This is a genomic window from Streptococcus sp. FSL W7-1342 (genome assembly GCF_037966635.1).
Lineage (GTDB): Bacteria > Bacillota > Bacilli > Lactobacillales > Streptococcaceae > Streptococcus > Streptococcus salivarius_D.
In genome coordinates this window covers 1,146,447-1,166,901 of record NZ_CP150200.1, presented here as the reverse complement: position 1 = coordinate 1,166,901, position 20,455 = coordinate 1,146,447, and the positions used below count along the sequence as shown (strand labels likewise).

At 39.8% G+C, this 20,455-nt stretch carries 16 protein-coding genes; 11 read left to right on the top strand and 5 right to left on the bottom strand.

The annotated features are described in order from the left end of the window. Window positions 1-48: 48 nt before the first annotated feature. The 11 genes from NSQ79_RS05165 to NSQ79_RS05115 all read left to right on the top strand — a co-directional run bounded on the left by NSQ79_RS05165 (window position 49) and on the right by NSQ79_RS05115 (window position 17,140). The gene (locus tag NSQ79_RS05165; RefSeq protein ID WP_339313305.1) at window positions 49-4,296 is read left to right on the top strand and encodes a GBS Bsp-like repeat-containing protein; all 4,248 of its coding nucleotides are present in this window, start codon (window positions 49-51) and stop codon (window positions 4,294-4,296) included. A gap of 119 nt (window positions 4,297-4,415) precedes the next feature. Beyond that, window positions 4,416-8,129 carry a pullulanase gene (locus NSQ79_RS05160; protein ID WP_049528425.1) on the top strand — a complete coding sequence of 1,238 codons (3,714 nt, stop codon included), beginning with the start codon at window positions 4,416-4,418 and terminating at the stop codon, window positions 8,127-8,129. Window positions 8,130-8,492: 363 nt separating this feature from the next. Further along, window positions 8,493-9,446, top strand: a complete 954-nt coding sequence (locus tag NSQ79_RS05155; RefSeq protein ID WP_037605572.1) for an iron chelate uptake ABC transporter family permease subunit — start codon at window positions 8,493-8,495, stop codon at window positions 9,444-9,446. After that, complete coding sequence (locus NSQ79_RS05150) at window positions 9,443-10,411, top strand: iron chelate uptake ABC transporter family permease subunit (RefSeq protein WP_004182547.1); 969 nt, start codon at window positions 9,443-9,445, stop codon at window positions 10,409-10,411. The genes NSQ79_RS05155 and NSQ79_RS05150 overlap by 4 nt, the downstream gene beginning before the upstream one ends. Then, window positions 10,408-11,163, top strand: coding sequence for an ATP-binding cassette domain-containing protein (locus NSQ79_RS05145; protein ID WP_004182546.1), 756 nt, complete (start codon window positions 10,408-10,410; stop codon window positions 11,161-11,163). Before NSQ79_RS05150 ends, NSQ79_RS05145 begins: the two co-directional genes overlap by 4 nt. 11 nt (window positions 11,164-11,174) lie before the next feature. Beyond that, a complete protein-coding gene (locus NSQ79_RS05140) occupies window positions 11,175-12,221 on the top strand; it encodes an ABC transporter substrate-binding protein (RefSeq protein ID WP_045002074.1) in 1,047 nt (348 codons plus the stop codon). A gap of 256 nt (window positions 12,222-12,477) precedes the next feature. Continuing rightward, window positions 12,478-13,350 (top strand): iron uptake system protein EfeO, encoded by an 873-nt coding sequence (gene efeO, locus NSQ79_RS05135; RefSeq protein ID WP_004182544.1) that lies wholly within the window; start codon window positions 12,478-12,480, stop codon window positions 13,348-13,350. Window positions 13,351-13,355: 5 nt separating this feature from the next. Continuing rightward, window positions 13,356-14,561: an iron uptake transporter deferrochelatase/peroxidase subunit gene (efeB, locus tag NSQ79_RS05130; RefSeq protein WP_049528419.1), complete on the top strand. Its 1,206-nt coding sequence runs from the start codon at window positions 13,356-13,358 to the stop codon at window positions 14,559-14,561. Continuing rightward, a complete protein-coding gene (locus NSQ79_RS05125; RefSeq protein WP_164331985.1) occupies window positions 14,539-16,224 on the top strand; it encodes an FTR1 family protein in 1,686 nt (561 codons plus the stop codon). The genes efeB and NSQ79_RS05125 overlap by 23 nt, the downstream gene beginning before the upstream one ends. After that, window positions 16,211-16,939: a twin-arginine translocase subunit TatC gene (tatC, locus tag NSQ79_RS05120; RefSeq protein WP_045772432.1), complete on the top strand. Its 729-nt coding sequence runs from the start codon at window positions 16,211-16,213 to the stop codon at window positions 16,937-16,939. The genes NSQ79_RS05125 and tatC overlap by 14 nt, the downstream gene beginning before the upstream one ends. Window positions 16,940-16,951: 12 nt before the next feature. Then, a complete protein-coding gene (locus NSQ79_RS05115) occupies window positions 16,952-17,140 on the top strand; it encodes a twin-arginine translocase TatA/TatE family subunit (protein WP_002884867.1) in 189 nt (62 codons plus the stop codon). Window positions 17,141-17,286: 146 nt separating this feature from the next. On the opposite strand, the gene NSQ79_RS05110 is transcribed toward NSQ79_RS05115, so the two are convergent. The 5 genes from NSQ79_RS05110 to NSQ79_RS05090 form a co-directional block, all read right to left on the bottom strand. Next, window positions 17,287-17,379: a type I toxin-antitoxin system Fst family toxin gene (locus NSQ79_RS05110; RefSeq protein ID WP_004182539.1), complete on the bottom strand. Its 93-nt coding sequence runs from the start codon at window positions 17,377-17,379 to the stop codon at window positions 17,287-17,289. A 336-nt stretch (window positions 17,380-17,715) separates the two neighbouring features. Then, a complete protein-coding gene (locus NSQ79_RS05105; RefSeq protein WP_001291569.1) occupies window positions 17,716-18,933 on the bottom strand; it encodes a tyrosine-type recombinase/integrase in 1,218 nt (405 codons plus the stop codon). Window positions 18,934-19,014: 81 nt separating this feature from the next. Then, window positions 19,015-19,218, bottom strand: a complete 204-nt coding sequence (locus NSQ79_RS05100; protein ID WP_000814510.1) for an excisionase — start codon at window positions 19,216-19,218, stop codon at window positions 19,015-19,017. Window positions 19,219-19,679: 461 nt separating this feature from the next. Further along, on the bottom strand, window positions 19,680-19,910 hold the full coding sequence (locus NSQ79_RS05095) for a helix-turn-helix domain-containing protein (RefSeq protein ID WP_001224508.1): 231 nt from the start codon (window positions 19,908-19,910) through the stop codon (window positions 19,680-19,682). After that, complete coding sequence (locus NSQ79_RS05090; protein ID WP_000804877.1) at window positions 19,907-20,332, bottom strand: sigma-70 family RNA polymerase sigma factor; 426 nt, start codon at window positions 20,330-20,332, stop codon at window positions 19,907-19,909. Before NSQ79_RS05090 ends, NSQ79_RS05095 begins: the two co-directional genes overlap by 4 nt. Window positions 20,333-20,455 lie beyond the last annotated feature (123 nt).

Genomic DNA, 20,455 nt, shown 5'->3' with positions numbered 1-20,455 from the left:
TTCTATGGTAAAATGGTTGACATATTAAAAATGCAAAAGGAAAGTTAAATGCGAACGAAAGATTTTATCTACTATGCCAGTGCGGCTGTTCTTTTGGCTGTCACAACTCAGGTTGCTCAAGCTGATGAAGTGGCGACCCAAACGCCTTCTGTTACTGAGGGAAATCAGTATCAATCTGTGATAGCGGCTGAAATTTTTGGTGGAGAAGCAGCCTTACCTGTAACTCCTAAATCAACTGTTTCAGCACCCGCAGCTACGAGTGAAGTGGCAAAAGCTAGTGCTCCAGCGGTATCTACGTCTCCTGCTTCACAGAGTTCCGAGGCTGCAACGGCATCAACTTCAGTAACGTCTTCAGTTGTAAGTTCAGAAAGTGCAACAGCTTCTACAAGTGCGACAAATTCTGAAACGTCAAACAGCGCTGTAGCAACACCTGCTAAATTGACGAATTCAACGGATGTTCCTTCGCCAACGCTTAAGGTCCAACCAAAGACTTTTATCGATGTCAGCAGCCATAATGGTGATATCAGTGTAGATGACTATCGTGCTCTTGCACGTCAAGGTGTGGGTGGTGTCGTTGTCAAGTTGACTGAGGACACTTGGTACAACAACCCTAAAGCACCATCACAAGTTCGCAATGCTCAAATTGCTGGTCTTCAAGTATCAACCTATCATTTTTCTCGATACACAACTGAGGAAGAAGCACGTGCAGAGGCTCGTTTCTATATCCAAGCTGCACAAAAACTGAACCTTCCAAAGAGTACTGTTATGGTTAATGACTTCGAAGATTCTAATATGCTTCCAAATATCAACCGTAACACCCAAGCTTGGGTTAACGAAATGCGTAAGCATGGATACAACAACTTGATGTTCTACACAAGTGCCAGCTGGTTGGATGAGAACAATCTAGGCTACCGTGGACCTGTCTCAACCTCTCAATTTGGTATTGAGAATTTCTGGGTTGCCCAGTACCCATCGTCAAGTCTTACAGCAACGAGCGCTAAAAACATGCGCTATAATGCCAAAACTGGTGCATGGCAATTTTCAGCTACAGCTAATCTCTTGCCAGGTAAACATGTCTTTGACCAAAGCGTGGACTACACAGGACGATTTACTGCTAATGCCAGTGTCGAAGCAGATCCAACTCAAGGCGATTTGAGTGGGACTATTTCTATTGTTAATAACAATCCAACTCTTGGTAGCTTTGATGTTGTCATCTCTAATGTCAAAGCACCAAATGGTGTTCAAACAGTCTCTGTTCCAATTTGGTCAGAAATTAATGGCCAAGATGACATTATCTGGTATACGGCTAACCGTCAAAATAATGGAACTTACACAGTAAACGTTAAAGCTTCAGCTCATAAAAACTCAACAGGCCTTTATAATGTTCACCTTTATTATGTTCAAAAAGATGGCCAATTAACTGGTGTTGGTGGAACAACAACTCAAGTTTTTATTGGTAAGAAGCCGGAAATATCAGTATTTGCCAACTTGAGTATATCTAAAAATGAGAACAATGGAACATTTACAATAATTGCCAAAAATCTCAAAGGTTTAGAAGGCTATAAAGAAGTTAAAATTCCATTTTGGTCACATGCGAATGGAATGAGTGATATCAAATGGTATACACCGACCAGACAAGCAGATGGCTCTTACACTGTAACGGTGAAAGCTAGTGATCATGAGAATGCTAATGGTAGATATGAAGCGCAAGTATTTTACATTGATGCTAGAGGTCAAAAACGTTTTGTTCAAAAAGCTTTTTCTGACTATTCTCATGGCCAACCGACGGTTCCAGTATCTGCCAACTTGAGTATATCTAAAAATGAGAACAATGGAACATTTACAATAATTGCCAAAAATCTCAAAGGTTTAGAAGGCTATAAAGAAGTTAAAATTCCATTTTGGTCACATGCGAATGGAATGAGTGATATCAAATGGTATACACCGACCAGACAAGCAGATGGCTCTTACACTGTAACGGTGAAAGCTAGTGATCATGAGAATGCTAATGGCAGATATGAAGCGCAAGTGTTTTACATTGATGCTAGAGGTCAAAAACGTTTTGTTCAAAAAGCTTTTTCTGACTATTCTCATGGCCAACCGACGGTTCCAGTATCTGCCAACTTGAGTATATCTAAAAATGAGAACAATGGAACATTTACAATAATTGCCAAAAATCTCAAAGGTTTAGAAGGCTACAAAGAAGTTAAAATTCCATTTTGGTCACATGCGAATGGAATGAGTGATATCAAATGGTATACACCGACCAGACAAGCAGATGGCTCTTACACTGTAACGGTGAAAGCTAGTGATCACGAGAATGCTAATGGTAGATATGAAGCGCAAGTATTTTACATTGATGCTAAAGGTCAAAAACGTTTTGTTCAAAAAGCTTTTTCTGACTATTCTCATGGCCAACCGACGGTTCCAGTATCTGCCAACTTGAGTATATCTAAAAATGAGAACAATGGAACATTTACAATAATTGCCAAAAATCTCAAAGGTTTAGAAGGCTACAAAGAAGTTAAAATTCCATTTTGGTCACATGCGAATGGAATGAGTGATATCAAATGGTATACACCGACCAGACAAGCAGATGGCTCTTACACTGTAACGGTGAAAGCTAGTGATCACGAGAATGCTAATGGTAGATATGAAGCGCAAGTGTTTTACATTGATGCTAGAGGTCAAAAACGCTTTGTTCAAAAAGCTTTTGTAGAACGAAATGATCCATCTAAACCTACAGGTGTTATTTCTATTACAAATAATAAAGATTCAGGAACTTTTGATGTAGTCATCAGTGATGTCTATAGTCCTAAGGGTGTGCGTACGGTTCAAGTGCCTATCTGGTCTGAGGTTGACGGGCAAGATGATATTCGTTGGTATGAAGCAGTACGTCAAACAAATGGTAGTTACAAAGTTACTGTCCAAGTGGCTAACCATAAATACTCTACAGGTATTTATAATGTTCATCTTTACTATATCCAAAACGATGGTTCACAAATCGGTGTGGGAGGCACACAAACAAATGTTACTTTGTCAGAACCTAAAGCCGACCTTGCTATCACTGGTCTCAACAATGCTACTGGTAGTTATGATGTTGTCATTTCAAATTTGATTGCACCACGAGGTTTTAAAGAAGTCTTAGTTCCAACCTGGTCTGAAAAGAACGGTCAAGATGATATCATTTGGTACAAGGCAACTATGCAAGCTAATGGAGACTATAAGGTAACCGTTCGTTCAAGCAACCATAAGGGTGATAGTGGTCTGTATAATTCTCATGTCTATCTGGTTGACAATGATGGTAAATACATTGGCCTAGGTGGCAAACAAGCAACACTTGATATCACTAAGACTCAAGGAACTTTAACTATTGCCAATAATGATAAAAATCGTGGTACTTTTGATGTTCTCATCACCAACCTGACGAATCCAAGCGGTATTTCAGGTGTGGTTATCCCTGTTTGGTCTGAGCAAAATGGCCAGGATGATCTTGTTTGGCATAATGCTACAAAACAGGATGATGGTTCTTATAAAGTGACTATTTCAGCAAGCCAACACAAGTGGAATTCAGGCAAGTACATCGTTCATGGCTATATTGTTGATGTTTCAGGTAAGAATATCGGCTTTGGGGCAACTTCAGCTGATGTGGTAGCCCCTAAGAAAATCGGTTCGGCATCAAGAGGAAACTACGATGTTTTAAATAAGATTGTCTATCTGGATGCTGGGCATGGTGGCTATGATCCAGGTGCTTCTTACTTTGGTATTTCTGAAAAGAGCTTGACCTTGGCTATCCAAAGTCGTGTGAAAGCTAAATTAGAAGCAGAAGGTTATCAAGTTGTGACCACACGCACAAGTGATACCTATGTTGACTTGGCGGACCGTTCACGTGCGGCTAATGCCTCTGAATCTGATATCTTCGTAAGTATTCACATCAATGCTTCAGGAAGTTCTGCAGCACAAGGAATCGAGACTTATTATTACCAACCTTATGCAGAATACCCATCACGTATTAATGCAACCTACCATGCTAATCCAACTCGATTGAGCATGAGTGACACTTTGGCCAATGCTATCCAGTCTAGCCTGATTAATGCGACTGGCGCTCAGAACCAAGGTGTGAAACGTCAAACCTTTGCAGTCTTGCGTGAGACAACAGCTCCGGCAGTCCTTCTTGAACTAGGTTTCTTGTCAAATCCTCAAGAAGCAGCCCGTTTGAATACCTCTGCTTATCAGGAGACTTTAGCTAATGCAATTGTGGCAGGGATTAAGCGTTACTATTCTATTTATAATTAATAGATTGAGAGAATCTTATGGTTCTCTCTTTTTTAATTTTCAAAGAGAGAAAACGCTTGCATAAATGAAAGCTAAATGGTATATTAAAAAACATGAAAACGTTAACAAAAGGAGTTTCTATGAAAAGAAATACTCAAGCTAATGATGAAAAAGTTCTTCGTTATAGCCTTCGCAAGTACAAGTTAGGTTTGGCTTCTGTAACCATTGGAGCTATTTTTTTGAGCTTTGCTGCAGTTCAAGGAGTAAAAGCAGATGAAGCAGTATCAACGCCCGACTCTAGCACACAGGTAGAACAAGCTGATCCTAGTCTTACTACCAGTGGACTAGTAACTGAAACGCCAACAGCTCCTGTAGCAGCTGAGAATGCCACGGTATCCAAGGAAAATGAGCCAGTTTCTCTTCCAGAAGAAAATACTGGCCGTACTGAGATTCCCAAGCTAACTGAAACTAGCGAAAACACGCCAAAAACAGTAAGTACTAATAATAGTCAAACTCTTACGAATGCGTCTGAGGATCCTATTGCTGAGGGGACTATTCGCTTGCATTTTCAAGAGTTGCCAAGTCCAGACAAGTCATCTCTTGGTCTTTGGACTTGGGATGATGTTGAGACACCATCATCTCAGAAGGGGGCCTGGCCGACAGGGGCAACCTCATTTGCTGAAGCCAAACAGGATGATTATGGTGTCTATTTAGATGTGAAGTTGTCTTCAGCACCTAAAAAACTTAGCTTCTTGATTAATAATGCCGCTGGAACGAACCTTTCAGGGGATAAAGCAGTCGAAATTCTTAGCCCTCAAATGAATGAAGCCTGGATTGACAAGGATTTCCAAGTTTACAGCTATCAACCTATCCCTCAAGACCACGTTCGTATCAATTATTTCCGTACGGATGGTGACTATAGCAATAAGTCTGTCTGGTATTGGGGTGATGTTAAGGACGCTCCAAGCAATTGGCCTGATGGTGTCAATTTCCAACCGAATGGTAAGTATGGTGCCTACTTAGATATTCCACTAACACAAGCGGCAAAATCGATAGGATTTTTACTCTTAGATGAGAGCAAAACAGGAGATGATGTGAAAATTCAATCAAATGATTATAAATTTAGTGACTTGAAAAAATCTCGTCAGCTTTTCGTACGAGATACTGATCCGACAGTCTACACCAACCCTTACTTTGTCAAGGATGTGCGTTTGACTGGGGCTCAGCAGCTTAGTCCAAGCCAAATCGAACTTAGCTTCACCAACTTAGACGAGGTCTCATCTGAAGATATTCTCAAAGACCTTAAGGTGACGGATAAGGATGGTAACAGTGTAACTCTTAAACAGCTTGACTTGGATGCTAAACTCAAAAAAGCTACATTAACAGGTGATTTTGCTGCAGAAAATCTGCCTTATAAGGTCACTTTGGGCAGTGATAGTTTTAAAACATCTGAGAGCTGGCAATTAAAGGATGCCCTCTACAGTTATGATGGTGAATTGGGTGCTCGACTAGAAGAGAATGGTACTAAGGCACATGTGACACTTTGGTCACCAAGTGCTAATCAAGTAGATATCATTGTCTATGATAAGAATAATCAAGACAAGGTGCTGGCTGAACACGCTCTAAGCAAAGGGCCTCGAGGTACTTGGCAAGCTGACCTACTTGCGACTGATTTTGGCCTTGAAAACTTAACAGGTTATTTCTATCAATACCGCATTAAACGTGGTGATCAGTCAGTAATTGTTCTTGATCCTTATGCGAAATCTCTGGCAGCTTGGAATAGTGACGATGCCAACAAGGGACCTGAACACAAGATTGCCAAGGCTGCCTTTGTAGATCCTGCTAATTATGGACCAAAAGACCTTGACTACGCTAAGATTCCTAACTTTAAATCTCGAGAAGATGCCATCATTTATGAGGCTCATGTCCGAGATTTCACCTCTGACAAGGCTATCTCAACTGAATTGAAGCACCAGTTTGGTACTTTTGCAGCCTTTGCGGAGCGTTTGGATTATCTTAAAGACCTTGGGGTTACTCATATTCAGCTTTTGCCAGTATTGAGCTACTATTTTGTTAATGAATTGCAAAATGGCAAACGTTTGGATGCCTATGCTTCAAGCGATAGTAACTACAACTGGGGCTATGATCCACAAAACTATTTCTCTTTGACGGGTATGTATTCTGAAAACCCTAGTGATCCAGCTAAACGTATTGAAGAATTCAAGAATTTAGTTGCAGCTATCCATGCCCATGGTATGGGTGTTATCTTGGATGTGGTTTACAATCATACAGCCAAGACAGCTATTTTTGAAGACCTTGAGCCAAATTACTATCACTTTATGGATGCTGATGGCACTCCTCGTTCGAGTTTTGGAGGCGGTCGTCTAGGTACGACTCACTATATGAGCCGTCGTGTCTTGGTAGATTCTATTGCTTATTTGACTAAGGAATACAAAGTGGATGGTTTCCGCTTTGATATGATGGGTGACCATGATGCTGAAAGTATCGAGCAAGCTTACAATACTGCACGCGCCCTTAATCCAAACCTCATTATGCTCGGTGAGGGTTGGGTGACTTATGCTGGCGATGAAAATAGCCCTGTTCAGCCTGCCGATCAGTCTTGGATGAAAGACACAGATACCGTAGCAGTATTTTCAGATGATATTCGAAATACCCTCAAATCAGGTTATCCAAACGAGGGGACACCGGCCTTCATCACAGGTGGAAAACGTGATATTAATAAAGTTTTTGATAATATCAAGGCACAACCAACTAACTTCGAGGCTGATTCTCCAGGTGACGTTATCCAGTATATTGCTGCTCATGATAATTTGACCCTTTTTGATATCATTGCCCAATCAATCAAGAAGGATCCAAGCAAGCCTGAGAATAATGCTGAAATTCATCGTCGCTTGCGTCTAGGGAACCTCATGGTCTTGACTGCTCAGGGAACACCATTTATTCACTCTGGTCAGGAATACGGCCGCACCAAACAGTTCCGTGATCCTGCCTACCGTTATCCTGTATCTGAGGACAAGGTGCCGAACAAGTCACACCTCTTAGTTGATGAAAAGGGTAATCCATTTGACTATCCTTACTTCATTCATGATTCTTATGATTCAAGTGATGCGGTTAACCATTTTGACTGGACTAAGGCGACTGATAGTCAGGCCTTCCCAGAAAATACGAAAACCCGTGCCTTTACCAAAGGGTTAATTGCCTTACGTAAGTCTACGGATGCCTTCAATTTCAAATCTAAAGCAGATGTGGATGCACGTGTGACGCTATTGACGGTTCCTGGTCAGGATAATGTCGCTCAAGAAGATTTGGTATTAGGATACCAAACTGTTGCTTCCAATGGAGATCGTTACCTTGTCTATGTCAATGCTGATAGCAAGGCTCGTCAGTTTGATTTGAGCAAGCTTACAAATGGTCTATCCTATATGGTTTTAGCAGATGGCAATCAAGTTAATCTATCTGGAATTAGTGATTTATCAGGTGTTGCAATCAACAATAACATCTTGACTTTGGATCCATTAACAGCGACTATTATTCGTTTAACCAATGCTCAGACACCAACTGAGGAAGTAGCTAAGCCTTCTGAGAAGACTGTGTCATTTGGTGGAAAAGAGACTGAGGTAACTAAAACAACTGCCAAGGCTTCAAGCCAAGAAGACTTTGTCGGAGAAGTAGAGCTTGTTAATCGTGACAATAGTCAGGCTGAGACTGAAGCTAGTCGTCAAACTGATAAGCAACTGCCATCCACTGGTGAAAAGACAAATCGTGGACTCTTTGTAGCAGGTCTGCTAAGTATTCTTAGCCTAGGATTCCTTCGAAAACGTCGTAGTAAGTAATTATTTTTGAGGCTGTGGGATATATTTGCAATGTTTTAAAGAAACTATAAATAAGTCTCTTCCTTCAATTTTCAAAAATAAAAAAATTTTTAAAACAAATTGACATAAGTGAGATGATAATCTAAATTTTTCAGGTTTAGATCCGTCTCGCTTTTTTTGATTTATTATAAAAAACGCTATTTTTTTATACTCATTATTAACAAAATTTTAGAATGATTCTTATATACTTAGAAAGCGTTGACAGTGATTGTAACATTTGATAGGGTAAGAACATAATCTTTAATTAATAGTATCGAAGTCAGCTATGAATTGGTTTTTGATGAGATTATGATTAAAGATTTTTTGGTAAATAGAAGAGGTTTTATGAAGAAAAAGAGTATCTTATGGGTAATAGTTGTCTTACTCATTATATTATCATTGGCTATTGGTTCAAATAGGCAGTTCAGTTTCTTTGGATTATTTCAAGGACATCATGAATCTTGGGAGCTTTTTTGGGAGTCTCGTCTACCTAGAACTTTAGCCATAATACTTGCGAGTTCGGCCATAAGTTTATCTGGATTGCTAATGCAAACAATCTCGCAAAATCCTTATGCAGCACCATCGACAACAGGGACTACTGAAGCAGCACAATTGGGTATACTTTCATCGTTGTTCTTCTTTGGTAAGGCAACATTATTTCAAAAGATGAGCTTTGCCTTCATTTCGTCTCTTCTATTTACTAGTCTTTTCATCCAAGTTATTCGTCGTTTGAAGTTTAAGGAAAAATGGGTCCTTCCCTTGGTTGGACTTATCTATAGTGGTATTATTGGTTCCTTTGCTGAAATGATCGCCTTTCGTTTTAACCTTATTCAATCAATGACTTCATGGAGTCAGGGTTCCTTTTCGATGATTCAACGACATCAGTATGAATGGCTTTTTCTCTTAGTGATTGTACTATTAGGTGTTTGGTTGTATTCTAATACGTTTTCGGTTATGGCATTGGGTGAGGATGCTAGCCGTACCCTAGGATTACCTTATCAGACAATGGAGACTCTTGCTTTAGTACTGGTTTCTCTAACTTCAGCTATTACCATGATAACGGTTGGTGCACTTCCTTTCTTAGGCGTTATCGTACCGAATTTAGTTCGTCAGTTTGCTGGAGATTTCTTCAAAAAGACCCGAAGTTTAGTTGTTCTGGTTGGTATGATATTAGTATTGGCTTGTGATATTGTAGCACGTCTTGTTATTTGGCCTTATGAGGTCTCTGTGTCCTTGATTTTGGGCGTCATAGGAACCCTTGTCTTTCTGATGCTAATTTGGAAAGGAGAAGGTACATGACAATGATTAAACGTTCTACACTTATCCTATTACTGGTATTAAGTTGCCTAGCTCTACTAGCAACTGCATATTACCTTTTTCCGACGGCTAGTCTACCCAACACATATATTCTCAATCTGAGGCTAAAGAAACTTTTGGTCTATCTAGTTGTAGCGCTAATTTCAAGCTTTACTACGGTGTCCTTTCAAGCAGTGACAGGTAATCGCTTTTTGACACCGTCAGTCTTGGGATTAGAGAGTTTTTACGTCCTCATGCAATCTCTTTTTTTAGCTATCTTTTGGCGATGGTCACAGGGAGTAGCACCGAGGTCAATGACTGAATTTTTGATTGTCATGACCTTGCAATGTGTTTTCTTTCTGACTTTGCAACCTATGATAAAGAATCTGTTAGGAAAAGGGGTTGGATTAATTCTCTTAATCTGTATGACCTTGGGCACTTTCTTTAGAAGTCTTTCAACTTTCCTACAAGTCCTTATGGATCCAAATGAGTACGATAAATTGCAATCTAAGCTCTTTGCTTCCTTGCAAAACGTCAATCAGGAAGTTCTTTATCTTGCGGTTGGAATCACAGTTGTGCTCTGTTTTTTCCTATATCGAAAGGGGAGAGTTCTAGATATCTTTTACCTTGGTAAGGATAATGCTAGGTTACTGGGGATCAATGTTGAAAAGGAGCAAACTCAAATTCTTTGGTTTGTCGTGATTCTAGTAGCTACCTCAACTGCCTTAGTGGGCCCTCTATCCTATCTTGGGTTTATTTTGGCTAATTTAACTTATCAGATGGTTAAAGATTTCCGACATCAAACCCTCTTTATTGTAGGGAGTTTATTAGGTTATGTTGTCCTTCTTGTGGCTCAAACACTGGTTGAACGCGTGTTTAATTTTAGTATCAGTGTTCGGACTATGATTGAACTGGGCGGAGGACTATTCTTTTTCTATCTCTTGTATAAGGAGCGTCGTAAATTATGATTAACATAGATAAGGTTTCAAAATCTTATGGAAAAGATCAAGTTCTAGATGAAGTTGGACTTTCTATAGACCAAGGAAAATTTACAGCTTTTATTGGTCCAAATGGTGCTGGAAAGTCTACACTTTTGTCCTTGATTAGTCGTCTTATGCCTAAAGAGGAAGGGTATCTTTATATTAAAGGGCAAGAAATTGAAAGTTGGGACTCTTTGAACTTGGCAAAGGAACTTTCAATGTTAAAACAAAAGGTTGATTATCAGGTGAAATTGACTGTTGAAGAACTGATTTCCTTTGGCCGTTATCCATACAGTCAAGGGAGATTGTCAACCGAAGATTATCAAAAAATCGATCAGGCAATTACCTATATGAACCTAGATTCTTTACGAAAAAGACGCATTGATCAACTCTCTGGTGGGCAATTACAGCGTGTCAATATTGCTATGATCCTTGCACAAGATACGGATATTATTCTATTGGATGAACCTCTCAATAATCTGGACATCAAACAGGGGATTCTCATGATGAAAACTTTGAGAAGTTTGGTGGACGATTTGGGGAAAACGGTCGTCGTTGTTATCCACGACATTAATGTTGCCAGTCAGTTCGTTGATGTCATGGTCGCTTTTAAAGATGGTAAAGTCTTTAGTCATGGGAGTCCAGATCAGGTAATGACTGAGGATATCCTAGGCAGACTTTATGATATGAAAATTACAATCGCAGATATCGATGGCAAGAAAATCTGCTTATATAGATAAGGATGGAATTTATGAAAAAGCGTAAATTGTTTTTGGCTCTTCTAGCGTTTGTATCAATCCTCACTCTTGTGGCTTGTTCAAACGGTTCAGGAAAAAGTAATAGTTCAGTCCAAGAAAAGACTGTTACAATTAAAACTTCTACAGGTAACAGTGAAGTACCTAAAAATCCTAAAAAAATCGTTGTCTTAGATTATGGTGCAGCGGATACTATTCGTGCACTTGGTAAAGAAGACAGTATTGTTGGTCTACCAACTGACAGTCTTCCAAGTTATCTCAGTGATTTAAAAAATAAGAAAGGGATTACTAATGTCGGAAACTTGAAGGAAGTCAATTTAGAGAAGGTTGCAGAGCTTGAGCCAGATCTCATCATTCTTTCTGGACGTACTCAAGGCCAAATGGATGAATTCAAAAAAATTGCACCAACTATTTATTTTGAAACAAGTAGCAAAGATTATTGGGGTTCGGTGAAATCTAATATTCAAGAACTTGCTAAGGTGTTTGGTGATAAAACTGAAAAAACAGTCAAGACTAAAATCTCTGAGATTGATCAAATAGTTAAAAAATCGCAAGAAGCTAATAAGGATACTCAGTCAACAACTTTGACAGTCATGCTTAACGAAGGTAACATGGCGGGTGTTTCGCCAGAAGGTCGCTTCTCATTTATCTACAACAGCCTAGGCTTTAAACCAACAAGTTTGGAAATTCCAAATGAAAAACATGGTGGAGGTAAAGAAGGTAAGAAAGGCAAGGAAGAAAAAAATGAGAAGAAAGCTTCAAAAGAACAAAAAGGTGGAGCTAATCATGGATTTTCTCTTAGCTTTGAAAGTGTTAACCAAGTCAATCCAGACTTCATTTTTGTAGTTGACCGTACACTAGCTATTGGTGGTGATGATACACAAAATTCTGATATCCTAAATAATAGCCTTCTACAAGAAACAAATGCTGGTAAAAATGGACATATTGTTACCCTTACTCCAGATTTGTGGTACCTCTCAGGTGGTGGTTTGGAATCAACCAAATTGATGTTTGAAGAAGTATCAAAATATGCCGGACAATAAATAGTCAAAACCAAGGAGTCTAAAATCCCTTGGTTTTTCTTTTATTTAGAATCATTCTTATCTGCTCTTTAGAATAGTTCTTAAATAGCCTAAAACCGTTGACAGTGCTGGTTTCTTCTGTTAGTTTAGAATATGTTCTCTTACATATGAGAGACCATTATTGACTTATTATCGTTCGTTTTTCATTTAGAAAAAACAAACGATTCACATATATAACGACAAATGTCGAACACTATCTTGAAAATAGGAGACATTCATGAAAAAACTTAACAAACTTGGTGTTGTTCTTTTGGCATCAGGACTTTTATTGACGGCTTGTGCCAAATCTGGTAATTCAAGTAATTCTAGCTCAACTAACTCAAAACTCACAGCTAGTGAGCAAAAACAATTGAAGCAGGCCACAAGTGATTACAAGACTTTCGTTGAAGGCGAAATCGATCAGCTTTTGAAAGATACTGAAGGATTCAGTGAAACCCTCAAGTCAGGAAATCTTGAAGAAGCCAAGAAACAATACCCATTGGTTCGTATGGCTTACGAACGTTCAGAACCAATTGCCGAAAGCTTCGGTGAGTCTGACGTGAAAATCGACTACCGTTTGGTTGATTACATGGACGAAAATAAATCAGAAGATGGCTGGTCAGGTTTCCACCGTATTGAACGTATCATGTGGCAAGACAACACGACCGATGGTACAGCTACCTATGCAGATCAATTGGTCAACGATATCAAGGAACTCAAGGCTAAAATTGCAACTGTTAAAGTCACTCCAGATATCATGTTGACTGGAGCTGTAGACCTTCTTAACGAAGTGGCTACTCAAAAGATTACAGGTGAAGAAGAAGTCTTCTCACACACCGATCTTTACGACTTCCGTGCCAATATTGAAGGGGCAGAAAAAATCTTTGAACTCTTCAAGCCATTGATCCAAAAGAAAGATGCTAAGCTTGTTAAGACTTTGGAAACAGAATTCAAGAATGTCAATGGTCTTTTGGACAAACACATGACTGATGAGAAAAACTATAAGTCTTATACAGATTTGAGTGAGGCAGATACTAAGGAATTGGCCGAAGCTGTAACTAAACTTGGTGAACCATTATCACAAATGGGTGTTATCCTAGATGGGAAATAAGAAAAATGACTGACGAAAAATTTTTAGATCAAAAAATGGACCGTCGTGAATTTCTTAAAAAAGCAGGTATTGGAGGGGCTGGGCTAGCGCTTGGTCTTTCTGGTGCATCTGCTTTTTTCAATAATCAGGATAGTTCAAGTAAAAAAGCTTATGATGGAGATGAAGATATTAGCTTCTATGGCAAACACCAGGCTGGGATTACAACTCCTATGCAAAAGGCTTGCTACTTGGTGGTGCTAGATCTTCACACAACTGATAAAAAAGAAGTGATTCAGCTTTTTAAAGACTGGACAGACTATAGTAGTAAGTTGGTCGAAGGAGAGCTGGTCAAAAAAGATGGTTCTAATGCTCTCTTACCTCCAACAGATACAGGTGAAACAGTGGGACTCAACCCCTATCGCTTGAGCCTGACTTTTGGTGTCTCGGCTGATTTTCTTAAAAAACTTGGTTTGGAATCTAAACGTCCTAAGCTCTTCCGTGATTTGCCTCCATTTCCAAAGGAGCAGTTACAGGACAAGTATACGGGTGGAGATATCGTTATTCAAGCCTGTGCGGATGATGAACAGGTAGCCTTTCATGCTGTTCGAAATCTGATTCGCAAAGGTCGTAATAAAATCACCATGAAGTGGAGCAAATCTGGTTTTGTAGCCATCGGAGATCGTAAGGAGACGCCGCGAAATCTCTTTGGTTTTAAGGACGGTACTGCCAATGTTACGACGGAAAAGGAATTCGACAAGGTTGTCTGGACGGATAGTAAAGATTGGATGAAGGGTGGTTCTTATATGGCTCTTCGTCTAGTACAGATGCACTTGGAGACTTGGGATCGTACCAATTTGCAGGAGCAGGAAAACACCTTTGGTCGCTATAAGGAATCAGGTGCTCCCTTTGGTAAGAAAGATGAGTTTGACGAAGTAGATCTCTCAAAACTACCAGTCGATTCTCATGTGCGTTTGGCTAAAGAAGTAGACCTTCCTATCTTACGTCGTTCGTACTCTTATTCAGATGGTATTGATGAGAGAACTGGCCAGTTTGATGCAGGATTGATTTTCATTGCCTACCAGAAGGATCCAGACCGTTTTGTCAAAATACAGACCAATCTTGGTGCTGTAGACAAGATGAATGAGTACATCACCCATATCGGAAGTGGGCTCTTTGCTTGCTTTGCAGGCGTGGAGAAAGGAGGCTACCTTGGTCAAGCACTCTTTGAATAAACTCCTCGTTTTGCTTGGACTTCTGGCTCTATTCTTGACCTATCCAGTTGCTGCTGAATCCTATAGTGATCTCTATATCAAAATCACAGATGCAACAACAGCTGTTCAAAATAAGGATCAAGTAAAAGCTAAGGAATTAGTCGGTGAGATTAAGACTGATTTCGAAACAAAAGAAAATCACGATTCCAAGGCTGGTAAAAAAGTTAGCAAGGCTATTGATATTAAAGGTGACGTGACAGAAGAAGACCTAACCTCTATCTCGTCAGCCCTTCTTAAATTTGAGAAAGAGCAAAATCCTGTTGACTTGGATGCTGAAAAGGAAAAACTTGAAACCCGCCTCAATCCTTATTTCAAGAACTTACAGAATGCCATTACGGCTAAAGACCTAACTGCGACCCGCAAAACTTACGGCGAATTGAATAATGCTTGGACGCGAAATGAAGCTGTTGTCCGTGACCATAGTACTGCCTACTACGGCAAGATTGAGACGGCCATTTCACTTTTGCGAAGCAGTATTGAGACGGAGCCTACTGATTTCACCAGCATCCAGTCATCTTACGATGATCTCAAGGGTGGGATTGATGACTTTATCAAGGGCGTCCCTCTTGATAGTAAAAGCTCAAGTTTAACCCTAAAAGATGGTATTAAACTCTTGGAAAAAGCTCTTGGTCAATTCCAATCAGGTGATGAAAAAACGGCTGCGGCAACTATGAAGAAGTTCATTACTATCTGGCCAACCATTGAAGGTGATGTAAGCACGACTAACCCTAGCCTCTATACGCGCGTGGAGAGTGAAACACCGGTTATCATGGTTAAGGGGAAAGAAAAAGCTTATCAGGACAAACTGCAAGCCTTGATTACAGACCTAGCAGCTATCGATACCAGTGCTCCTTATAATGCCTTTGATGCCATGTTGATTCTCTTGCGTGAAGGGGTCGAAGCCCTCCTTATCGTTATGGCCCTTGTGACAACTCTTAAGGCAGCCAAGATGCGTAAGGGACTCAAATGGGTTTATGGCGGAGCCATTGCTGGTGTTCTTGCCAGCGCACTTATAGCAGTTATCTTACAAGTTGTCTTTCCAGCTGTGACCTCAGGGGCTAACCGTGAAATTATTGAAGGTGGCGTTGGTATCTTTGCAGTTGCGATGATGATTCTGATTGGAATCTGGCTCCACAGCAAGTCGTCAGTTAAACAGTGGAATGACTTGATGGACCGTCAGATGAAGACAGTGACGGCTACTGGAAGTTTTGTATCCATGTTTGCCCTTAGTTTCTTGGCTGTCTTCCGTGAAGGTGCCGAGACCATTCTTTTCTATGTTGGTATTATCCCACGTATCACGACAGCTAATTTCTTGATTGGTATTGCTTTAGCCATTGCAGTTCTTGTTATTATTGCTGTGGCTATGACTAAAGCTAGTCACTATATTAAACCGCATCGTATCTTCTTTATTTTGACTTGGTTGATTTATGCCTTGGCCTTCAAGATGCTCGGTGTCAGCATTCATGCCCTTCAGTTGACTAATATGATGTCCAATCATTTGATTAGTGGTTTCCCAACAATTGATTGGGCTGGTATCTATCCTAGCTGGGAAGTCCTAATTCCACAACTTATCTTTATTGTTATTATTGCCTTTGTAACGGTGAAACAGCATGGCAAGAAGTAAGGACGAGATGACCATTGTTGAGCATCTGGTGGAATTTCGGAGACGTTTTATTGCAGTAGTGTTATGCTTTTTCCTAGTTTTCTGTATCACCCTGTTGTTTGCTGGGGAGCTCTATGCTTATCTGACTAGAGGATTTGATAAGCCCTTATTGGTTCTAGGACCTAACGATATTCTCTGGATTTACATTAACTTAGCCAGTCTCATGGCTTTTACGGTCACCTTGCCTTTTACCACCTACCAGATTTGGCAGTTTGTGAAACCTGGTTTGAGGGACAATGAAGCGCGTGCCATTTTTGCCTATATTCCAGCGACTTTTGTCTGTTTTGTATTGGGTTTGGCCTTTGGTTATTATTTTGTTAGTCCAGCTATCTTGGAAGTGCTTTTGAAACTAGGTGAAGGGCTCTTTGATACACAAATTACAGCACAAAACTACCTTAGTTTTTTACTGCATACGACAGTGCCTCTAGCTGTTCTCTTTGAACTTCCCGTAGTTGTGAGTTTTTTGACATCTATCGGCATAATAACACCAGTATTTCTGACACGCTATAGACGCTATGCTTACTTTATTCTCTTGGTTTTGGCAGTTGTTTTGACACCAGCCGACTTTATTAGTGACTTGGCTATGACTGCTCCCTTAATCTTACTCTATGAAGTTAGCGTAACTCTTAGTAAGCTCATTTATAGACGTAAACAAAGAAAATATAAAGATAAATAGAAAGGAGATCTCATGGGAATTCTACGTGATATCGGAGCTCCAGGACTTATCATTATCGTCCTAGGAGCCCTCCTCATCTTTGGTCCTAAACGCTTGCCAGAACTCGGACAATCTATCGGTAAAATGCTAGCCGAATTTAAAGCAGCCGTAAATAAGACTGATGATGATAAAAAAGACGAAGAAGACAAGACTAAAGACTAAGATCTCTATCTAAAGGTTATCTTCAAGTTTCTTGACAATTCTAAGCTTTTATGACATAATACACTTGTATTGAATAGTAAGTCTATATCATAGGCAAGAAAAGACCCCAAGCTAACTTCCACATAAGCTCGGGGTCTTTTTTAGCACTATCTATCCTTGTTTAACCACTTGTCGATCAGACGAAGGATAACACCGACCACAATAGGTCCGATGATAGTTTTGAATAGTAAATCCATCATAGGCAAACTCACCTCCCTTCGTAGGCGGTGTCGAGGTGCCAAAGGATATTATATCATAGATTGAAAGAGATATGTTTAGTGAGTGATAGGAAGTAAAAGTTAGAATGTGATTTAATCATACCAAACAAAAAATCAGCCTCTTGAGCTGATTTTTTTGAAATAAAACAAAACATAGATTTCTAATTATCCTTTTAAATCTCATTAAATGCTCGCAAATCCTTATTCTAAAGGGCTTCGAGCATTTTTACTGTTGGAAGATACTTCACGTTTCCTTATATATTTCCTCATGAATTGACTGTCAGAAGTGGTAAATTAGTAGTAAATTCATCTGTACTACTAAGCAACAAGACGTTCCTGCTGTTTCTTTTTTTCCAAGCGGTTCATCTCTGCCATAGCAGAATCGAATGTAGCATGTGCGTAATAGTTCAGCGTCATGTTTATATTCGCATGCCCCATAATGTACTGCAATGCTTTTGGGTTCATTCCTGCATTTGCATAGTTAGTGCAGAACGTATGACGCAAAATGTGTGGAGTGATATGGGGTAGCTTATCCTCATGATATTTATTGTATTTCTTGACAAGGTTTTTCAACATACCATTGTAATCACTTGCCACTTTAGGATAGTCTTTCCCATTGAGAAAAAGGAAATTACTATAACCATCAATCACAACACATTTACGGTTCTTCCGATTCGCCAGCACTCGCTGAAACGCTTGATAGGCTTCTTCAACCATAGGAACTTGTCGTTCGCCACTTTTAGTCTTGGGAGTTTCAATGTAGTATCCATTTTCAGTATCTCGTAGTAACTGATGGTCTACCTTGACAAGACGATTTTCAAAATCCAAATCTGGAAGTGTCAGACCGCCAAACTCTGAAATACGAAGACCCGTTTTTAAGAGTATCAGGATTTCATCATAATTCTTGCTGTAGGTCTTATCAGCTTTCGCAAAGGATAACAGCTTTTCTTCCTGCTCCGTTGTCAATGCGACTTTAGGAACAGTATCATCATCAATGACGGTATTTAGCTGGAAGTCAAAGGGATTCTTCCGAACACAATCGTCTTCAATCGCAATATAGAATGAAGCCCTTAAAGAACGCTTATAGTTATTGATGGTTTGATAAGCATATCCATCTTCACTCATTCTAATCGCCCATTCTTTAGCGTCAGACGGTTTAATGCTGTCTATGCTCCTTGCACCTAACTTGTCCTTTGTCAAAATATCCATCAGATATTTCCGTCCAGTTTGCGTGCCTTTCTTCACATTGGGTCTTTGAGCATTCTGCTTTGCGTAAAGCTGACAAAGTGTCATTTTCTTTCCTACAACATCAATGCCATCATGAATGTCTTTCAGTAGCTCCGCAACTTTTTCCCGAAGAGGAACACAATCACGCTTTCCTGCTGGTACTCTGTCTGTAGCCACCAGTTTCCATGAGTAGATAAATTGCGGTTCTCCAAATGAATCTACATATTTATATAAGTATCTTCCGTCTTTTCGTTGGCTCTCCCCAGTCTTTAAAATGCGACCTTTATTGTCACGTCTTTTCTCTGACATGGCTTTCGCTCCTTTCCAAAATGGAAAGAGCCTTGATACGACTTAATGCTATTTTATCATATCCAAGACCCTTTGGCGACGCTAGATTGCGTCCAATTTATCAATAATTTTTTCAAACTGTTTTCGCTTTATCTGAATACGATTGCCATTCATAATCAGCCAATCAGCATTTTTATTTTCATCTGCCAAACGACGGAGCTTATTTTCGCCAATACGGAAATACTTAGACGCTTCTTCAATGGTCAGGGTATAACGCTCCCAGATAGGAATATCTGTCTGCTTCATAAAATCCTCCTTTCCCAATCACACGTTAGATTTCATAAAAGTAGTTTTACAAGCAATCGAACAGCTTTAGCAAAGCTCACGGGAGTTCCACCCTTGCACGGTTCTCGTCCAACTGTACTCATTGCCTGCGACGCTTTTAACGCTCGGACTATGACGATACAGGAGTATCATTATTACGATAAGAATGTCTTCGCTGGCAATCCTGCTAAAGATTACTTCTCGGATCACTGACATGAATCGCTCGCTATCTTTACAGGGCAGGTCATGGCGGTCAGCTCCGTTGGCTCTTTTCTTATCGAAATGTATTCGACTGCTGTTATTCAGTTTTCAAAGAACAGATGGCTTGTCAGCCTATCAAAACATACTGAAAGACAATATGCTTTGATGGAATAACAAACCTCCCCAATCGGGAAGTATGGAAAGCTCGTCCGCACTTCCACGAAAAGAGAGATAAATCGGTGCTACTCAATCTCAAATGACAGGATTTTTGTAATCAACCTGGTTTCCATTCGTCCACGTAAGACCTCATCAACGACCATACTTTGATTGCCATATTCATCTTTCATCAACCGTAGAGAGCGTTTAGCAATGTACCCTCTGTAATAATGTAGAATCTGGTTAATCGCTTCTGTATCGCCATCACAAGCCTTTACAATCAATGGGAATGGAATTCTGGAATATTCTTTTCTCATTCTTCGTTTTCCTCCTCCATAAACTTCTTGATTAAGGCTAGTCCGCTCATTCTATGCCGATAGACAGTAGAGCGGTTCAATTTCAGTAAATCCGCTATTTCTGAATCGCTCATGTCCATAAAATAGAACAGCAGTAGGATTTCACGCTTCTTGTCTGGCAATTCTTTTAGTGCTTCACTCAATAAATCATTTTCGATACCAACCGAAACATCAGTGAGCGTAAAAATTTGAAAATCAGATGAATAGCTGTCTGTCGTCGCAAATTGGTTGACGAGATATTCGCCAATATCCGAAAAGGACACTTCACGCTTTGCCAGCCTTGAAAGATAAAGGAAATAATTCTTCCGCTCATCGTCCATAGCTCGCATACAGATAAAATCAAACTGATGTTCAATTCTCTCTTGAAAAGAAGATGGTTTCATGTTTCTCACCCCCTTTCTTTTGAAAGGAAGTGAGCTTTGCTCTTTTATCTCCTTTCACTCTTACTCCCAATGTGAAAGGGGGATTTGTTGCATTAAGAATTGAAAAAACTTTAAAAATTATCC